At 67.4% G+C, this 16,461-nt stretch carries 16 protein-coding genes; 11 read left to right on the top strand and 5 right to left on the bottom strand.

Annotation, left to right across the window (positions count from 1 at the left end; genetic code table 11):
- Positions 1–12: 12 nt before the first annotated feature.
- The 3 genes from hemA (at position 13) to ispG (ending at position 3,899) form a co-directional block, all read left to right on the top strand.
- On the top strand, positions 13–1,242 hold the full coding sequence (gene hemA / locus ACFQ4E_RS04910) for a 5-aminolevulinate synthase (protein ID WP_386801824.1): 1,230 nt from the start codon (positions 13–15) through the stop codon (positions 1,240–1,242).
- Positions 1,243–1,394: 152 nt separating this feature from the next.
- Positions 1,395–2,663 carry a helix-turn-helix domain-containing protein gene (locus tag ACFQ4E_RS04915; RefSeq protein WP_386801825.1) on the top strand — a complete coding sequence of 423 codons (1,269 nt, stop codon included), beginning with the start codon at positions 1,395–1,397 and terminating at the stop codon, positions 2,661–2,663.
- Between the two features lie 102 nt (positions 2,664–2,765).
- Positions 2,766–3,899 (top strand): flavodoxin-dependent (E)-4-hydroxy-3-methylbut-2-enyl-diphosphate synthase, encoded by a 1,134-nt coding sequence (ispG, locus tag ACFQ4E_RS04920; protein ID WP_386801826.1) that lies wholly within the window; start codon positions 2,766–2,768, stop codon positions 3,897–3,899.
- Between the two features lie 116 nt (positions 3,900–4,015).
- Here the strand turns inward: ispG and ACFQ4E_RS04925 are convergent, their stop codons facing one another.
- Genes ACFQ4E_RS04925 through ACFQ4E_RS04935 form a run of 3 tightly spaced genes read right to left on the bottom strand, consistent with a single transcriptional unit; the run spans position 4,016 to position 6,628 of the window.
- On the bottom strand, positions 4,016–4,540 hold the full coding sequence (locus ACFQ4E_RS04925) for a hypothetical protein (protein ID WP_386801827.1): 525 nt from the start codon (positions 4,538–4,540) through the stop codon (positions 4,016–4,018).
- Positions 4,537–5,286, bottom strand: coding sequence for a DsbA family protein (locus ACFQ4E_RS04930; protein WP_386801828.1), 750 nt, complete (start codon positions 5,284–5,286; stop codon positions 4,537–4,539). Before ACFQ4E_RS04930 ends, ACFQ4E_RS04925 begins: the two co-directional genes overlap by 4 nt.
- A 25-nt stretch (positions 5,287–5,311) precedes the next feature.
- On the bottom strand, positions 5,312–6,628 hold the full coding sequence (locus ACFQ4E_RS04935) for a M48 family metalloprotease (RefSeq protein WP_386801829.1): 1,317 nt from the start codon (positions 6,626–6,628) through the stop codon (positions 5,312–5,314).
- A 54-nt stretch (positions 6,629–6,682) separates the two neighbouring features.
- Here ACFQ4E_RS04935 and ACFQ4E_RS04940 point away from each other — a divergent pair, with 54 nt between their 5' ends.
- The 6 genes from ACFQ4E_RS04940 (at position 6,683) to ACFQ4E_RS04965 (ending at position 10,669) form a co-directional block, all read left to right on the top strand.
- Positions 6,683–7,828: a pyridoxal phosphate-dependent aminotransferase gene (locus ACFQ4E_RS04940; RefSeq protein ID WP_386801830.1), complete on the top strand. Its 1,146-nt coding sequence runs from the start codon at positions 6,683–6,685 to the stop codon at positions 7,826–7,828.
- A 130-nt stretch (positions 7,829–7,958) separates the two neighbouring features.
- The gene (ccmA, locus tag ACFQ4E_RS04945) at positions 7,959–8,564 is read left to right on the top strand and encodes a heme ABC exporter ATP-binding protein CcmA (RefSeq protein WP_386801831.1); all 606 of its coding nucleotides are present in this window, start codon (positions 7,959–7,961) and stop codon (positions 8,562–8,564) included.
- Positions 8,561–9,217, top strand: coding sequence for a heme exporter protein CcmB (ccmB, locus tag ACFQ4E_RS04950; protein WP_386801832.1), 657 nt, complete (start codon positions 8,561–8,563; stop codon positions 9,215–9,217). Before ccmA ends, ccmB begins: the two co-directional genes overlap by 4 nt.
- Positions 9,218–9,259: 42 nt before the next feature.
- Positions 9,260–9,988 carry a heme ABC transporter permease gene (locus ACFQ4E_RS04955; RefSeq protein WP_386801833.1) on the top strand — a complete coding sequence of 243 codons (729 nt, stop codon included), beginning with the start codon at positions 9,260–9,262 and terminating at the stop codon, positions 9,986–9,988.
- The gene (gene ccmD / locus ACFQ4E_RS04960; RefSeq protein ID WP_386801834.1) at positions 9,985–10,137 is read left to right on the top strand and encodes a heme exporter protein CcmD; all 153 of its coding nucleotides are present in this window, start codon (positions 9,985–9,987) and stop codon (positions 10,135–10,137) included. Before ACFQ4E_RS04955 ends, ccmD begins: the two co-directional genes overlap by 4 nt.
- The gene (locus tag ACFQ4E_RS04965) at positions 10,127–10,669 is read left to right on the top strand and encodes a DsbE family thiol:disulfide interchange protein (protein ID WP_386801835.1); all 543 of its coding nucleotides are present in this window, start codon (positions 10,127–10,129) and stop codon (positions 10,667–10,669) included. The genes ccmD and ACFQ4E_RS04965 overlap by 11 nt, the downstream gene beginning before the upstream one ends.
- Positions 10,670–10,865: 196 nt before the next feature.
- On the opposite strand, the gene ACFQ4E_RS04970 is transcribed toward ACFQ4E_RS04965, so the two are convergent.
- Positions 10,866–12,173: a short-chain fatty acid transporter gene (locus ACFQ4E_RS04970; protein ID WP_386801836.1), complete on the bottom strand. Its 1,308-nt coding sequence runs from the start codon at positions 12,171–12,173 to the stop codon at positions 10,866–10,868.
- A gap of 189 nt (positions 12,174–12,362) precedes the next feature.
- On the opposite strand from ACFQ4E_RS04970, the gene ACFQ4E_RS04975 reads away from it, so the two are divergent.
- Positions 12,363–12,710, top strand: coding sequence for a hypothetical protein (locus ACFQ4E_RS04975; RefSeq protein WP_386801837.1), 348 nt, complete (start codon positions 12,363–12,365; stop codon positions 12,708–12,710).
- A 66-nt stretch (positions 12,711–12,776) separates the two neighbouring features.
- Positions 12,777–13,478, top strand: coding sequence for a L,D-transpeptidase (locus tag ACFQ4E_RS04980; protein ID WP_386801838.1), 702 nt, complete (start codon positions 12,777–12,779; stop codon positions 13,476–13,478).
- Between the two features lie 70 nt (positions 13,479–13,548).
- Here ACFQ4E_RS04980 and acnA read toward each other — a convergent pair whose 3' ends face one another.
- Positions 13,549–16,338, bottom strand: a complete 2,790-nt coding sequence (gene acnA / locus ACFQ4E_RS04985) for an aconitate hydratase AcnA (protein WP_386801839.1) — start codon at positions 16,336–16,338, stop codon at positions 13,549–13,551.
- Positions 16,339–16,461: the final 123 nt, after the last annotated feature.

The following is a 16,461-nucleotide window of genomic DNA, read 5'->3' on the forward strand; positions in this document are numbered from 1 at the left end:
CAGGAGGGCAGGGTGGACTACAACCTGCAGCTGGACCAAGCGATCGACCGTCTTCACCAGGAAGGCCGCTATCGCACGTTCATCGATATCGAGCGCAAGAAGGGCCAGTTCCCTCACGCCACATGGCGCAAGTCCGACGGCACCGAGACGCCGATCACGGTCTGGTGCGGCAACGACTATCTCGGCATGGGCCAGCACCCGGCGGTTCTCGCCGCGATGCACGAGGCGCTCGACGCCACCGGCGCGGGCTCGGGCGGGACGCGCAACATCTCGGGCACCACGGTCTTTCACAAGCGGCTCGAGTCGGAACTGGCCGATCTCCACGGAAAAGAGGCGTCACTTCTCTTTACCTCGGCCTACATAGCCAATGACGCCACCCTTTCGACCCTGCCGAAGCTCTTCCCGGGGCTGATCATCTACTCGGACGCGCTCAATCACGCCTCGATGATCGAAGGCGTGCGCCGCAACGGCGGTGCCAAGCGCATCTTCCGCCATAACGACGTGGCGCATCTGCGCGAATTGCTCGAAGCCGACGATCCGGCGGCGCCCAAGCTGATCGCCTTCGAATCGATCTACTCTATGGATGGCGATTTCGGCCCGATCGAGGCGATCTGCGATCTCGCCGACGAGTTCGGCGCGCTGACCTATATCGACGAGGTTCACGCCGTCGGCATGTATGGCCCCCGCGGCGCGGGTGTCTGCGAGCGCGATCGGCTGATGCACCGGCTCGACATCATCAACGGCACCCTTGCCAAAGCCTACGGCGTGATGGGCGGCTATATCGCGGCCTCGGCGAAAATGTGCGATGCCATCCGCTCTTACGCGCCGGGCTTCATCTTCACCACCTCGCTTCCGCCCGCCGTAGCGGCCGGTGCCGCGGCATCGGTGGCGTTTCTCAAGACCTCCGAAGGCCAGAAGCTGCGCGATCTGCACCAGGAGCGCGCCTCGATTCTGAAGACCCGGCTCAAGGGCATGGGACTGCCGCTGATCGATCGTGGCAGCCATATCGTGCCGGTGATCGTGGGCGATCCGGTCCATACCAAGCAGCTATCGGACATGCTGCTCGACGGCTATGGTATCTATGTTCAGCCGATCAATTTCCCGACCGTCCCGCGCGGCACGGAGCGCCTGCGCTTCACGCCGTCCCCGGTTCACGGCCCCGGCGAAATGAGCCGCCTCGTCCAGGCGATGGACGAGCTCTGGAGCCATTGCGCGCTAAATCGTGCCGAATTAACCGCCTGATTGCACCTTTCCTGTTTAATTCCTTGCGATGTGCTATCGTGAGCGAAATAAACCAGCGACTCGAATCGGCCACGTCGCTGGAATAAACAGGGCACGGGGCACGAGATGGTGAATACAGGACAATCGCTATGATCGGGCGAAAGGGGCAAGACTTGCCGCTTGACGAAGTCGCGAAGCCGCGGAGCTTCGACGACTTCGAATTGCGTTTGGGCGACATAATGCGCGGTGAGCGGGCGACGCTGGGCAAGTCCCTGCTCGACGTTCAGCGCGAGCTGCGAATCAACGCCAATTACATCGCCGCCATCGAGAACTGCGACCCGTCCTCCTTCGACACGCCCGGCTTCATCGCGGGATATGTGCGCTCCTACGCGCGCTATCTCGGCATGGACCCGGACGAAACCTTCGCGCTCTTCTGCGAGGAAAGCGGCTTCTCCGTCGCCCACGGCATGTCCGAGGCCGCCTCGGGCGTGAAGCGCAAGTCGAACCAGCCCATCGTCGCGGCCTCCGCGGTGCGCGATCCCTTCACCCAGCCATCGCTGCCGTTCCAGCCCGGCGGGGACGGTCTGATGTCGCGGATCGAACCGGCGGCCATCGGCTCGACCCTCGTGCTCATCGCGCTCGTGGCCGGGATCGGCTATGGCGGCTGGTCGGTCCTGCAGGAAGTGCAGCGCGTGCGCCTCGCGCCGGTCGAACAGACGCCGGTGGTGCTCTCCGATCTCGACCCGATCTCAACCGCCACCCGAACGCCGACCCCAGACGAATCGCTCCCGACCGAACAGGCGGGTGTCTTCACCCCGCCGTCGAACGAAGCGCTCGACCGGCTCTACCGCCCGCAGGCGCTCGACGTCCCGGTTCTGGTGGCACGCGACGCCCCGATCTCGACCCTCGATCCGAGCCGCGTGGGCCTCTACGCCCGGCGCTCGGCGGAAAGCCGTCTGCCGCAGGTCGACGGCGTGTCCGGCGAACCCGGCACGCAACTGGCCGGTGTCGATCACGCGCTTCGCGCCGCGCTCGGCGACGAGACCACCGAGATCGCGCAGGGCGAACCCGGAGCACCGCAGGTGCTGGAACAGCAGGCGCCCGGCGTCACGATGATCGCCGTGCGCCCGGCTTGGGTGCGCGTGCGCGCCGCCGATGGCTCGGTCATCTACGAAGGCATCATGAACGCGGGCGACACCTATGCCGTCCCGCAGACCGAGGATGCCCCGACGCTCCGCGTGGGCGAATCGGGCGCGATCTATTTCGCCATGAACGGCCAGACCTTCGGTCCCGCCGGTCCGCGCGGTCAGGTCACCTCGAACCTGGCGCTGTCGGTCAACGCGCTCTCCGAGAGCTTCAGCGTCGCCGAGCTCGAGCAGGATTCCGATCTCGCCCGTGTCGTGGCCGAGCTGAACGCCGCCGAGGCGCCCGCGGTCGAGTAATCCGACCGGGCGGCGGTTGCGTCCCGCCGCCTCAGAACCTAGCTATCGGACAGGCAGCGCGCTAGGCTCTGCCACAAGACCGACCCGTCCGGAGACGCTTCCATGAGCCTCAATTCCATCCGCCCGTGGCGCAATATCTATCGCCGGGCGTCGCGGCAGATCATGGTCGGCTCCGTGCCCGTGGGCGGCGATGCGCCGATCTCGGTGCAGACCATGACCAACACCGCGACCACCGACGTCAAGGCGACCGTCGACCAGGTGACCCGCGCCGCCGAGGCAGGGGCCGACATCGTGCGCGTCTCCGTGCCCGACGAGGCGTCGGCCCGCGCGCTCAAGGAGATCGTGCGCGAAAGCCCGGTGCCGATCGTCGCCGACATCCATTTCCATTATCGCCGCGGCATCGAGGCCGCCGAGGCCGGCGCAGCCTGCCTCAGGATCAATCCCGGCAATATAGGCTCGCCCGACCGGGTGCGCGAGGTCATCCAGGCGGCGCGCGATCACGGCTGCTCGATGCGGATCGGCGTGAATGCCGGGTCGCTGGAAAAGCACCTCCTCGAGAAATACGGCGAGCCGTGCCCCGAGGCGATGGTCGAGAGCGGTCTCGAACATATCCGCATTCTCGAGGACAACGATTTCCATGAGTTCAAGATCTCGGTGAAGGCCTCGGACGTGTTCCTGGCCGCCGCCGCCTATCAGGGCATCGCCGAGGCCACCGACAAGCCGATCCATCTCGGCATCACCGAGGCGGGCGGTCTCACCTCGGGCACGATCAAATCTGCGATCGGTCTCGGCAACCTGCTCTGGATGGGGATCGGCGACACGATCCGCGTCTCTCTCTCCGCCGATCCGGTGGAAGAGGTGAAGGTCGGCTACGAGATCCTCAAGAGCCTCGGCTTGCGCCACCGCGGCGTGAACATCATCTCCTGCCCGTCCTGCGCGCGTCAGGGCTTCGACGTGATCAAGACGGTCGAGGAACTGGAACGGCGGCTGGAACATATCAAGACACCGATGTCGCTCTCGATCATCGGCTGCGTGGTCAACGGGCCGGGCGAGGCGCTGATGACCGATGTGGGCTTCACCGGCGGCGGTGCCGGGTCGGGCATGGTCTATCTGGCGGGCAAGGCCAGCCACAAGATGTCCAACGAGAAGATGATCGACCACATCGTCGAGGAGGTCGAGAAGAAGGCCGCGGCGATCGAGGCCGAAACCGCAGCCGAGACTCAGGCCGCCGAATAGCGCCCGCGCGGGGCGACAGCCCCGCGCGCAACCTCTCGCGAGCGCAGCGAGCGACCGGCGACGCGCGCCAGCGCGGCGCAAAGCCTCGTTCGACGCGCGCCATCGCGGCGCATACCTCACTCGGTGAGATAGCGCTCCAGGACGAAATCCGGCACGTGACCACGGATCATCATGTCCGGCAGCACATAGGCCGGAAGCGCGTCGAGGGTCAGCCGCGCCATCATCGCCGCCGCCGCGTCATCGCCCGTGTCGATCCGTGTCGCGGCCAGTCCGAGCCGCTCCAGAAGCGCGGTAAGCTCCGTCTCCGCCAAGGCGCAATCGTTGCAGTCCGGACCGGTCAGGAAGGCGATCGTGACCGCGCCGTCTTGGGCTCCGAGGCGCGGCAAATGGGGCGCGTAGAGCGCCGCGCGCTCTGCATCGAGGCGGGCCAGATCCTCCGCGATGTCCTCGGCATAGCTGACCGGCGAGGGGTTGAGCGCCTCAAGGATCGGAGCGGGATCGGCGATCAGCGCGGCGCGCAGTTCCGCGCCGAAGGCCGCGCGCTGCTCGGTCTCCGGGAATAGCGCTCCCGCGTGAAGCGGCGCGGCGGTCGTCCCGAGCGCCGCTGTCCAGAGCGCCGCCCCCCAGAGCGTCCGGATCACCCGTCCGCGCGCTCGCCCGCGATCACCTGGCGCATGCCGTCGAGCGGCACGTAGCCGCGCACCAGCCGCTCGCCCATGACAAAGCTCGGCGTGCCCGAGATCTGCATCTCGCGCGCCAGGGCCCGGTTGTCGGCGATCTCCTGCGCGACCGCATCGCTTTCCATCTCCGCGAGGACCGCATCCGCATCGACGCCCAGGCTCTCGGCCAGCCGCTGCAGAACCGGCTCGGACATGTCCTGGTTCATCGCGTAAAGCGCGTCATGGGCGGCCTTGTAGGCATCGTCGCCCGCGACATTGCGCACCGCGATGGCGAATTTCGAGGAGATCTCGGAGTTCTCGCCCAGGATCGGAAACTCCTTCAGGATGAAGCGGATGTTCCCGTCGCTCTCGATCAACTCGCTGACCTCGGGATCGGCGCGGCGACAATAGCCGCAGCGATAATCCATGAACTCCACGACGGTCACGTCGCCCTCGGGATTGCCGCCGACCCAGCCATGGCCCTCGAAAAGCGCGTCGGCATTGTCGGCCACCATCTGCACATCCGCATCGGCCTGCGCCTGCGCCTGCTGCGCCTCGAGCGCGTCGACGGCCTCCATGATCACCCCGGGATTGTCGAGGAGATAGGACCGCACCTCTGCCCGAAACGCCTCGCGCTCGGCATCGGTCATGTTGGTGATGTCGAAGGCATAGGCCGGGGCCGCGAGGGCAAGGGCCAGTGCGGTCGCCGTGGTGAGGCGTGAAATCATGGGTCTCTCCTTGGATAAATCCGTCTCATCGGCGGGTGCGTTCCGCCGCTCTTAACACATCGTCGGCGCGGTTCCACGCCGGGCTGCCGCGCGGCAGCAGTCCCAGCGCGCGCGTGGCATGAACGCCCGCGTCCCGCATCCGGCCCTGAAGGGCGTAGCGCTCGGCGGTCACGACCGAGGCAAGCCCCATCTGGCCGGTCTTGGCGTAGGCAACCGCAAGATCGCGCAGCACACGTCCGTCCTGCGCGTCCCGATCCCGGGCGCCTTCGAGCGCGACGAGCGCGCCCTTGAAGTCGCCCGCCGCCAGAAGCGCGCGACCGAGCCCGCCGCGGATCAACGCATTGCCCGGCGCGCGGCTCGACGCAGCGGAATAGACCTGCGCCGCGGCACCGGCCTGCCGGTTCTCCAGAAGGATCTGCCCCTTGAGATCCATGAGGAACGGGTCCGAGGGGCGCAGGGCCAGGGCCCCGTCGATCGCCTTGAGTGCGCCGCGGAGATCGCTCTGGCGGTGGCGCGCCACGGCCTCGCGCATTAGCGCGATGTCGCGGGTCGGCCCTTCCGAGACCCGGCGCAACGTCCATTTCGGCGCGCGTTGGAAGGCCGAGAGCTTGCCCTTGGCGCGGGCGAACCAATAGGCCGCCGTGCCATCGGGCGGATAGGAGCCGCGCGCGGCGGCGGCGAAGCCTTCGACCGCCCGGAGCCGGTCGCGCGTCAGCGGATGGGTCAGAAGATAGGGGTCCTGCCGCGCGGCCGAGAGCGCCTCCTGCCCGCGGAAGATGCGCAGGACCTCGGCCGCGCCCTCGGGATCGATCCCGGCGCGCTGCATGTAGCGGATGCCGCTCTGGTCGGCGGCGCTTTCCTCGGCGCGCGTATGGGCGAGGAAGTTCCGCGCCGCCGCCGATCCGGCACCCGCCCCGATGCCGACCGCCGCTTCCGTCTGCCCGCTTGCCGCGGCGACGGCGGCCAGCACCGCGCCGAGACCGGCGGCGGTGCGCGCGTTGCGCATGTTCGCGGCGCGGCGGGTGAAGTGGCCATTGGCGATATGGGCGGCCTCATGCGCGATCACCGCCTGCAGCGAGCGCGCGGTCTCGAGCTTCAAGACCAGGCCGGAATGGATCAGGATATGGCGGCTGTCGGCGACGAAGGCGTTGAGCGCCCCGTCATCGACCAGGAGCACCTTGACCGACCCGGGCGAGAGACCCGCAGCCCGCAGCACCGGCTCGGCCAGTTCGCCCAGCGCGTATTCGATATCGGCATCGCGCAGGAGCGTGACCGCGCGGGCGGGCAGGGCGCCTGCGACGACAAGCGCGGCCAGGAGGACGAGAAAGCGGAGGCTCTTCATTGACCTTGCGCGCCGTTCCTTACAGACATTGGGCCGCAGGATAGAGAGGGCAGGATGCGGAACTCAAGGCGCGGAGCGGTCGATCCCTTCATTGTGATGGACGTGATGGAAGAGGCCCGCGCCGCCGAGGAGGCGGGCCGGTCGATCGTCCACATGGAGGTGGGCCAGCCCGGCACGCCCGCGCCCGCCCGGGCGCGCGAAGCGCTTGGTGTCGCGATGAAGGACGACGCCCTGGGCTATACAGTGGCGCTGGGGCTTCCGGCGCTCCGGCGACGTATCGCGCGGCATTACGGCGAGCGCTATGGCGTCGATCTCGACCCGGCCCGGGTGGTGGTCACGCCGGGCTCGTCGGGGGCGTTCCTCCTGGCCTTCACCGCGCTCTTCGATGCGGGCGAGAAGGTCGCGATCGGGCGTCCGGGCTATCCCTCCTACCGCCAGATCCTGCGTGCGCTCGATCTTGAACCGGTCGAGGTCGAAAGTGCTGCGTCGCACCGCTACCAGCCGGTGCCGGCCGACCTGGAGGGGCTGGACTGGCAGGGCCTGATGATCGCCTCGCCGGCCAATCCCACCGGCACCATGCTGGACCGCGGGGCGCTGGGGGCGCTGATCGACTGCGCCGAGGCGCGGGGCGCGGCCTTTATCTCGGACGAGATCTACCACGGAATCGAATACGAGGCGCGGGCGGTCACGGCGCTCGAACTCTCTGACAAAGTCTGCGTCATCAACTCCTTCTCGAAATACTACTCGATGACCGGCTGGCGGGTCGGCTGGATGGTCCTGCCCGAGGCGCAGCTGCGGCAGGTCGAGCGGCTGGCGCAGAACCTCTTCATCTGTGCGCCCCATGCCGCGCAGGTGGCGGCCCTGGCGGCGATGGATGCCGAGGAGGAGCTGCAGGCCAATCTCGCCGTCTATGCCGAGAACCGCGGCCTGATGCTCGAGGGCCTGCCGAAGGCGGGGTTCACGCGGATCGCGCCTCCGGACGGGGCGTTCTACGTCTATGCCGATGTCTCGGAATTGACCGAGGACAGCCGCGCCTTCGCAGCCGAGATCCTGCAGGGCGCGGGCGTCGCCGTAACGCCGGGGCTCGATTTCGATCCCGAGCGCGGCGCGACCACCTTGCGCTTTTCCTATGCCCGCGCGACCGCGGATATCGAGGAGGGTCTTGCACGGCTGGCCCGCTTCATGGAGGACCGCAGGTGACCCGCGGCGCGGGCAGAGGGGGGCCCTTCGCCCCCCACGTCGCCTGCGGCGCCGTTCCCCCCGCGGATATTTTCGGACAGATGAACCGGCGTGGCGGCGCGCGTCTGCCCGGCGTGGGACGCGCGGAGTGATGCTCGAGTTGCGCGACGTCTCTGTGGCGCGCGGGGGCGTGCCGGTGCTCGAAAGGGTGAGCCTGTCGCTTGGCGCAGGCGAGGCGCTGGTGTTGCGCGGGCCGAACGGCGCGGGCAAGACGACACTTCTGCGCGCCGTCGCGGGCCTTCAGCCGGTCGAATCCGGTGAGATAATGGGCGCCGAGGAGGTGGCCTATGCGGGCCATGCCGACGGGTTGAAGCCGACGCTGAGCGTCGCGGAGAACCTGAGTTTCTGGGCGCGCGTCTTCGGGCAAGACGGGATCGAGGCGGCGCTGTCGGGCTTTGACCTGGAGACGCTCGTCGACCGTCCCGCGGGTCAGCTGTCGGCCGGGCAGAAGCGGCGGCTGGGGCTCGCACGGCTTATGGTGACGGGTCGCCGGGTCTGGGTTCTGGACGAGCCTACCGTGTCGCTCGACACCGCGTCCGTCGCGCGCTTCGCCGATGCGGTGCGCGCCCATCTCGCGGGCGGCGGCGCTGCGCTCATGGCCACCCATATCGACCTCGGGCTCGACAGCGCGGTGCTTGACGTTTCGCGCTTCCGCGCCGAGCCGCGCGTGGCGGCCAGCGACGAGGCGTTCCTGTGACCGCGCTCCTGATCCGCGATCTGGCGCTCGCGGTGCGGGCGGGCGGCGGCTTTGGCCTCGGGCTTGCGTTCTTCCTTATCGTGACAGTGCTGGTGCCCCTGGGCGTGGGGCCCGAGACCCTGACGCTGTCGGTGATCGCGCCGGGCATCCTCTGGATCGGGGCGCTTTTGGCGTGCCTTTTGTCGCTCGACCGCATCTTCGCGCTCGACCGCGAGGACGGGTCTCTCGATCTCCTGGCCACGGCGCCGCTGCCGCTGGAAGGGGTGGTGGCGGTCAAGGCGCTGGCGCATTGGATCACCACCGGATTGCCGCTGGTCATCGCCGCCCCGGCGCTCGGGGTGCTTCTGAACCTGCCGTCCGGCGGATATCTCTGGCTGTTCCTGTCGCTCCTGATCGGCACGCCGGCGCTCTCGGTCATCGGCGCGTTCGGCGCGGCGCTCACCGTGGGGCTGCGCCGCGGCGGGCTTCTGATGTCGCTCCTGGTCCTGCCGCTCTACGTGCCGACGCTTGTCTTCGGGGCCGAGGCGGCGCGGCGCGGGGCGGCGGGGCTCGCGGTCGAGACGCCGCTTCTGCTTCTGGCGGGGATCAGCCTCGGGGCCTTTGCGCTCTTGCCCTTCGCGGGCGCGGCGGTGCTCAGGATCAACCTGCGCTGATGTGAATTGAACGCCGCGCGGCAAGCGGCTAGGGGAGAACACATGTCGCTTTGGGAATATGCCAACCCGGTCAAGTTCACCCGCGTGGTGGATCGCGTGCTGACACCGGTCTCGGTGGTCGCGGCGCTCTGCGTCGGGATCGGCCTGTTTTGGGGGTTCTTCTTCACGCCGGACGATTTCCGCCAGGGCTCGACGGTGAAGATCATCTACATCCACGTGCCGTCCGCACTCATGGCGATCAACGCCTGGGCGATGATGCTGGTGGCCTCGCTGATCTGGATCGTGCGGCGTCACCACGTGAGCGCTCTTGCGGCGCGGGCCGCGGCGCCGGTGGGCGCGGTGATGACGCTGGTGGCGCTGGTGACGGGGGCCTTCTGGGGGCAGCCGATGTGGGGCACCTGGTGGGTCTGGGACCCGCGCCTGACCTCGTTCCTGATCCTCTTTCTCTTCTATCTCGGCTACATCGCGCTCTGGGAGGCGATCGAGGACCCGGACACGGCGGCGGATCTGACTTCGATCCTCTGCCTTGTCGGCTCGGTCTTCGCCTTCCTGTCGCGCTACGCGGTTCTGTTCTGGAACCAGGGGTTGCACCAGGGCGCGACCCTGTCGATGGACAAGGAAGAGAACATCTCGGACGTGTTCTGGCAGCCGCTTGTGCTGACCATGGTGGGCTTCGGGCTGGTCTTCGTGGCGCTGGTCCTCCTGCGGACCCGGACCGAGATCCGCGTGCGCAGGCTCAAGGCGCTGATCGCGAAGGAGCGGATGGCATGATGCCGGAACTGGGCAAATACGCGGTCTACGTGCTCTCGGCCTATGGCGTGTCGCTGGCGCTTCTGGCGGCGCTGATCTGGCTCAGCCTGCGCCGCTCGGCACAGGTGAAATCCGAGCTCGACAAGGTGGAGCGGCGCGATGCGCGTTAAGCCGTTGATGCTTCTGCCGCCGCTGGTCTTCGCGGCCTTCGCCGGGCTGGCCTTTGTCGGCATGTTCCGCGAGGACCCGCAGGGGCTGCCCTCGACCCGGGTCGGACGGGAGGCGCCGAGCCTGCCCGTCGAGGGGCTGGAGGGCTACACGGCGATCTCGCGCGAGATGGTGGCCTCGGGAGAAGTGACGCTGGTGAATTTCTGGGCGAGCTGGTGCCCGCCCTGCCGCGTCGAGCACCCGGTGCTGATGGAGATGGCCGCCGATGGTCTGCCGATCCTCGGCGTGAACTTCAAGGACCAGGCCGGGTCGGCGCTGAGCTATCTCGAGGATGAGGACAACCCGTTCAAGGCGGTGGCGTTCGATCCCCAGGGCCGCAGCGCCATCGAATGGGGCGTGACGGCGCCGCCGGAGACCTTCATCCTCGACGGGGAGGGCACGGTGCTGTTCCGGTTTGCCGGACCTCTGGTCGGATCGGATTACGAGCAGCGCTTCCTGCCCGCGCTCGAAGAGGCGCTGGAGTCTCAGCAGTAAGGTCGGCACGTCTTGCGGGACGGACGGCGTCACCTCTCACGAAATGTCGTCCGCGGGCGCGTTCCGAAGCGGAACGCGCGCGAAATCCGGCTCGGATTTCGTGCGGATTTCACCGAAATCCGCGTGCCAACGAAAACGCCCCCGCCGGAGGTCCGGCAGGGGCGCTTCAGTCATGTGTCGCTTCAAGCGCGCTGCCTTACAGGAAGGTCAGCCCGAGAGCTATGATCGCGCCCGACAGGATCAGGTGCACCATGCAGAACCCCATGATGTCCTTGGCCTTCAGACCGGCGATGCCGAGGATCGGCAGGGCCCAGAACGGCTGCACCATATTGGTCCAGGCATCCCCCCAGGCCACGGCCATCGAGGCCCGCGCCAGATCGGTGCCGAGCGCCTCGGCCGCAGGCAGAACCACCGGCGCCTGCACGGCCCACTGACCGCCGCCCGAGGGCACGAAGAAGTTCACGAGGCCCGCCGAGAGGAACGACCAGAAGGGCAGGGTCGTCGCCGACGCGAAGCCGATGATCGCCTCGGAGATTGTCGCGGCGAGGCCCGACTGCACCATGATCGCCATGATCCCGGCATAGAAGGGGAACTGGATCACGATCCCGGCGCCGCCCTGGACCGCTTCCTGCAGCGAGTCGAGCAGGTTGCGCGGGGTGCCGTGCAGGATGATCGCCAGCGTCAGGAAGAGGAAGTTGATCACGTTGAGCGACAACCCGCCGCCGGTTGCGAAATACTGGATCAGCCAGGCCGCGCCCGCGGCCCCCACGAGCCAGGCGAGGATGCGGCTGTTCTCGACCCGGTCGGCCGGCGTTGGCTCGGTCTTGGTCTCGGTGTGCTTTTCCTCGAGAAGCTTCGGATCGACGAAAATCTCCTCGCCTTCCTTCGGCATCATCGCGCGGTTGATGAACGGCACGGCAACGAAGAGCGCGGCGACGATGATCAGGTTGTAATAGGAAAAGATCGTCTCCGAGGTCGGGATCACGCCGGTGATGTCGACGAAGGGGTGCCCCTCGGTCGCGATCGACAGCGGCACCGAGCCCGCGAGCCCGCCATGCCAGACGATGAAGCCCGAATAGGCCGAGGCGACCAGCAGCCGGTAATCGACCTTGATCTGACGTGCGAGCTCCTTGGCGAAGAGCGCGCCGACGACAAGGCCGAAGCCCCAGTTGATCCAGCTTGCCGCGAGCGACACGAAGGACACCAGGAGGATCGCTCCGCCGGGAGTGTTCGCCGTGGCGGCGAGCGCCGAGAGGCCACGGCGCACCAGCGGCGTCGAAGCCATCATGTAGCCGGTCACCAGGACCAGCAGCATCTGCATCGAAAAGGTCAGGAGCGACCAGAACCCGTCGCCCCAGATCGTGACGACCTGAAGCGGCGAGGTGCCCTCGACCAGCATCGCCGCAACCGCCGCGACGAGGGTGAGAACGAGGACGAAAACGAACGGGTCGGGCAGGTAGCGGTCAACTACCCGCACCATCGGGCGCGAGAGCGCATTGAGCATGGGGACTGTCTCCTCCGTTAAAACATGCGGCCCGCATCGCGGGCTCTTTGAGGGGTGAGCTAGGTCAAATGCCCTGATTTTCCAACGATATCCCGGCGTTGCAGTCTCCGTGCGGCATCTGCGCACAGGCGTGCGCGCTCACCGGGACGTGTCTGGACAGCGCAAGGTCAATGGCGGACCTTGCCCGCGATGACCATTCTGCGCCCCTTCCTGATCCTCCTGCTGGTCCTCGCGCTCCTGCCCGTGGGCGGGTATCTGCGCGCGATGGACAGGGCAGCAGACGGCGCGGGCGTGGTCTCGCTCTCTGAAGGCACGGACGCGGTCCGACCGAAGGTTGCCCCGACGCTGCGCGCAGTATCCGCGCGCCAGTGCCGGACGGCGCTGGTTCCGGGCGGCAGCTGCGCGGCACCGGCGCTCCTCGTCGAGACTGCGGACTGGCCCGAGCGTGTCCTGGGCGACCACGAGAGACCTGCGTCCAGGCGAACGGCGGAGGGGCTGGCGCATGTGCCGCCTCGCGCGCCTCCGCGACGAGCCTGACGGCTTTTCCCGCACGACCGGCGCATCGCGCCGTCGTTCCGTCAGACTTTTCCAAGGATAGACCAGATGTTCACACGCAGACACGTCCTCGCCCTCGGCGGCGCGGCGGCGCTTGCCGCCTGCGCACCCCGGCGCGAGACCGAGATCACCCGCGCCGCGACGGCGCCGCTTTCCCCAGAGCCGCCGCTTCCCGCGATCTACGGCGCGATACATGACGAACCCTACCCGGTGCCCGCCATTCCGCCCGGGACCCTGAAGCCGGAGCATTGGCGGCGCGAAGTGCCCAACCCCTGGACGGGTCGCAGCCGGGGCGACATCGTCATCGACCCAGATGCCGGGATCCTGCACTTCATCGACACGCCCGAGATCGCGACGCGCTACGCGGTGTCGGTCGGCGCGGCGGGCTTCGCCTGGGAGGGGACCGCGCGCCTGCAATTCGCGCGCGCATGGCCGCGCTGGAAGGTGCCCGAGACGATGATCGCGCGGAAGCCCGAGCTCGCGCCCTATTCGGTCAGCAATGGCGGGATGGATCCCGGTCCTGGCAATCCGCTCGGCGCGCGGGCGCTCTACCTCTTCAAGAACGGCAAGGACACGCTCTACCGGGTCCATGGCGATGCGGTGCCGCAGGAGCTTGGCCGCGCGGTGTCCTCGGGCTGCATCCGGATGCTGAACCACGACGTGATCCACCTGCACGCCAAACATGTGCATGGCGCTTCCGTCACGGTCCTGCCGTCGATCAAGCCCAAGGGACTTGGCGCGCTCTACTGAACCAAAGCACCGAACGCAAAAAGGCCCCGACGTCGCCGTCGGGGCCTTTCCGTGTCAGCTCAGCCTGAGATCAGGCGGCCTTGGCGAGGTTGCGCAGCACGTAATGCAGCACGCCGCCATGCTCGACATATTCCTTCTCGATGGCGGTATCGATCCGGCACTTGATCTCGATCTCCTTCTCGGAGCCGTCGGCATAGGTGATCTTGCAGGGCACGACCGCACCCGCCTTGATCGTGTCGAGGCCGAGGATGTCGACGCTCTCGTCGCCCTTGAGGCCGAGGCTCTCGCGGGTGTCGCCATTGGTGAACTCGAAGGGGATGACCCCGAAGCCCACCAGGTTCGAGCGGTGGATACGCTCGTAGCTCTCGGCGATCACCGCCTTGACGCCCAGAAGCGCCGTGCCCTTGGCCGCCCAGTCGCGCGAGGAGCCCGCGCCATACTGTTCGCCCGCGAAGATGACGAGCGGCGTGCCGTTCTCCTCATAGGCCATCGCGGCCTCGAAGATCGTGGTCTGCTCGCCATCCGGGCCCTTGGTGTAGCCGCCCTCGACGCCGTCCAGCATCTCGTTCCTGATGCGGATATTGGCGAAGGTGCCGCGCATCATGACCTCGTGGTTGCCGCGGCGCGAGCCGTAGGAGTTGAACTCCCGCGGGGCGACCTGGCGCTCGGTCAGATAGGTGCCGGCCGGCGTGGATTCCTTGAACGAGCCGGCAGGGGAGATGTGGTCGGTGGTGACCATGTCGCCCAGGATCGCGAGGATGCGCGCGCCGGTGATGTCGGTGATCTCGCCCGGCTCCTTGTCCATGCCCTGGAAGTAGGGCGGGTTCTGGACATAGGTCGAGGTCGGCGGCCAGTTATAGGTCTGGCTGTCGGTGGTCTCGACCGCCTGCCACTTCTCGTCGCCCTTGAAGACGTCGGCGTATTTCTCCTGGAAGCTCTCGCGGGTCACGGTCTTCTCGACCAGCTCGGCGATCTCGGATTGCGACGGCCAGAGATCCTTCAGGAACACGTCGTTGCCGTCCTTGTCCTGGCCGAGCGGCTCGGTGGTGATGTCGACATTCATGTCGCCCACCAGAGCATAGGCCACCACGAGCGGCGGCGAGGCCAGGTAGTTGGCGCGGACGTCGGGGCTGATGCGGCCCTCGAAGTTGCGGTTGCCCGAAAGCACCGAGACCGCGATCAGGTCATTCTCGGCGATGGCCTTGGACAGCTCCTCGGCGATGGGGCCGGAGTTGCCGATGCAGGTGGTGCAGCCATAGCCCACGAGGTTGAAGCCGATGGCGTCCAGATCGTCCTGCAGGCCGGTGGCCTCGAGATAGGCAGACACGACCTGCGAGCCGGGGGCGAGCGAGGTCTTCACCCAGGGCTTGCGGTCGAGACCGAGCTCGCGGGCCTTGCGGGCCACGAGACCGGCGCCGATCATCACGTAGGGGTTCGAGGTGTTGGTGCAGGAGGTGATGGACGCGATCACGATCGAGCCGTCATGCAGCTGGAACTGCTTGGTCTCGCCGTCGATATCCTCCATCTCCACCATCGCCCGCTTGTGGCTGCCGGTGTCGCCTGGGATCTTGCGCGGCTCGGGCATGCCGCCCTCGGCCTCCCAGCGGGTTTCGTCCTTGGCGGATTCCTTGCGGTTGCCGGACTGGCCTTCGATATAGGCGTGGAAGGTCTCGGCCGCCTTGTCGAGATCGATGTGATCCTGCGGGCGCTTCGGACCCGAGATCGCGGGCTTCACGGTCGCCATGTCGAGCTCGAGCGTGTCGGTGAAGACCGGCTCCTCGCCGGCCTCGCGCCACATGCCCTGTTCCTTGGCATAGGCCTCGACCAGCTCGATCGTGTCCTTGTCGCGGCCGGTCTGCTCGAGATAGCGCAGGGTCTCGGCGTCGATGGGGAAGAAGCCGCAGGTCGCGCCGTATTCAGGCGCCATGTTGCCGATGGTGGCCCGGTCCGCGAGCGGCACGTTGTCGAGCCCGTCGCCGTAGAACTCGACGAATTTCGACACCACGCCCTTTTCGCGCAGCATCTGCACGACCCTCAGGACGAGATCGGTCGCCGTGGTGCCCTCGGGCATCGCGCCTGTCAGCTTGAAGCCCACGACCTCGGGGATCAGCATGGAGATCGGCTGGCCGAGCATCGCGGCCTCGGCTTCGATGCCGCCCACGCCCCAGCCAAGGACGGCCGCGCCGTTGACCATCGTGGTGTGGCTGTCGGTGCCGACAAGCGTGTCGGGATAGGCCACGAGCTCGCCGTTCTGATCCTTGTCCGACCAGACGGTCTTTGCGAGATACTCGAGGTTCACCTGGTGGCAAATTCCGGTGCCCGGCGGGACCACGCGGAAGTTCTGGAACGCCTTCTGACCCCACTTGAGGAACTCGTAACGCTCGCCGTTCCGCTCGTATTCGCGGTCCACGTTCATCTGGAAGGCACGCGGGTTGCCGAACTCGTCGATCATCACCGAGTGGTCGATCACGAGGTCGACCGGGTTCAGCGGGTTGATCTTCTGCGCGTCGCCGCCGAGCGCCACGATACCGTCGCGCATCGCGGCGAGGTCGACCACGGCGGGAACGCCGGTGAAGTCCTGCATGAGCACGCGGGCCGGACGATATGAAATCTCGCGCGGGTTCTTTCCGCCCTTCTCCGCCCACTCGCCGAACGCCTTGATGTCGTCCACGGTGACGGTGTTGCCGTCCTCGAAGCGCAGCATGTTCTCAAGCACGACCTTGAGCGACTTGGGCAGGTTGGCGGTGTCGCCGAGCCCGGCCTCCGACGCCGCCTTGAGCGAATAATAGGCGACGGTCTTGTCACCGAGGGTCAGTGTCTTGCGGGTCTTGGAGCTGTCGTGGCCGACGGTAATGGGCATCAGGAGCCTCCCTGGCGTCTGTTGCGGAAAATCCGGGATAAGGGCCTATTGCCCGATAGGACCCCGGCGTTCAAGCGGCTGAAACAAGTTGTGTATACCATTGTGCACAATTGTCGCGCCCCG

Source organism: Litorisediminicola beolgyonensis (genome assembly GCF_042679605.1).
In the GTDB taxonomy this organism is placed as follows: Bacteria; Pseudomonadota; Alphaproteobacteria; order Rhodobacterales; family Rhodobacteraceae; genus Litorisediminicola; species Litorisediminicola beolgyonensis.

Excerpts from the sequence above, each read along its gene's own strand:
- ACFQ4E_RS04975 (WP_386801837.1), top strand. The coding sequence starts at position 12,363 with ATGACCATTCTGCGCCCCTTCCTGATCCTCCTGCTGGTCCTCGCGCTC.
- ACFQ4E_RS04970 (WP_386801836.1), bottom strand. The coding sequence starts at position 12,173 with ATGCTCAATGCGCTCTCGCGCCCGATGGTGCGGGTAGTTGACCGCTAC.
- acnA (WP_386801839.1), bottom strand. The coding sequence starts at position 16,338 with ATGCCCATTACCGTCGGCCACGACAGCTCCAAGACCCGCAAGACACTG.
- ACFQ4E_RS04955 (WP_386801833.1), top strand. The coding sequence starts at position 9,260 with ATGTCGCTTTGGGAATATGCCAACCCGGTCAAGTTCACCCGCGTGGTG.
- ACFQ4E_RS04980 (WP_386801838.1), top strand. The coding sequence starts at position 12,777 with ATGTTCACACGCAGACACGTCCTCGCCCTCGGCGGCGCGGCGGCGCTT.
- ACFQ4E_RS04965 (WP_386801835.1), top strand. The coding sequence starts at position 10,127 with ATGCGCGTTAAGCCGTTGATGCTTCTGCCGCCGCTGGTCTTCGCGGCC.
- ccmD (WP_386801834.1), top strand. The coding sequence starts at position 9,985 with ATGATGCCGGAACTGGGCAAATACGCGGTCTACGTGCTCTCGGCCTAT.
- ACFQ4E_RS04935 (WP_386801829.1), bottom strand. The coding sequence starts at position 6,628 with ATGAAGAGCCTCCGCTTTCTCGTCCTCCTGGCCGCGCTTGTCGTCGCA.
- ACFQ4E_RS04940 (WP_386801830.1), top strand. The coding sequence starts at position 6,683 with ATGCGGAACTCAAGGCGCGGAGCGGTCGATCCCTTCATTGTGATGGAC.
- ispG (WP_386801826.1), top strand. The coding sequence starts at position 2,766 with ATGAGCCTCAATTCCATCCGCCCGTGGCGCAATATCTATCGCCGGGCG.
- ACFQ4E_RS04930 (WP_386801828.1), bottom strand. The coding sequence starts at position 5,286 with ATGATTTCACGCCTCACCACGGCGACCGCACTGGCCCTTGCCCTCGCG.
- ccmA (WP_386801831.1), top strand. The coding sequence starts at position 7,959 with ATGCTCGAGTTGCGCGACGTCTCTGTGGCGCGCGGGGGCGTGCCGGTG.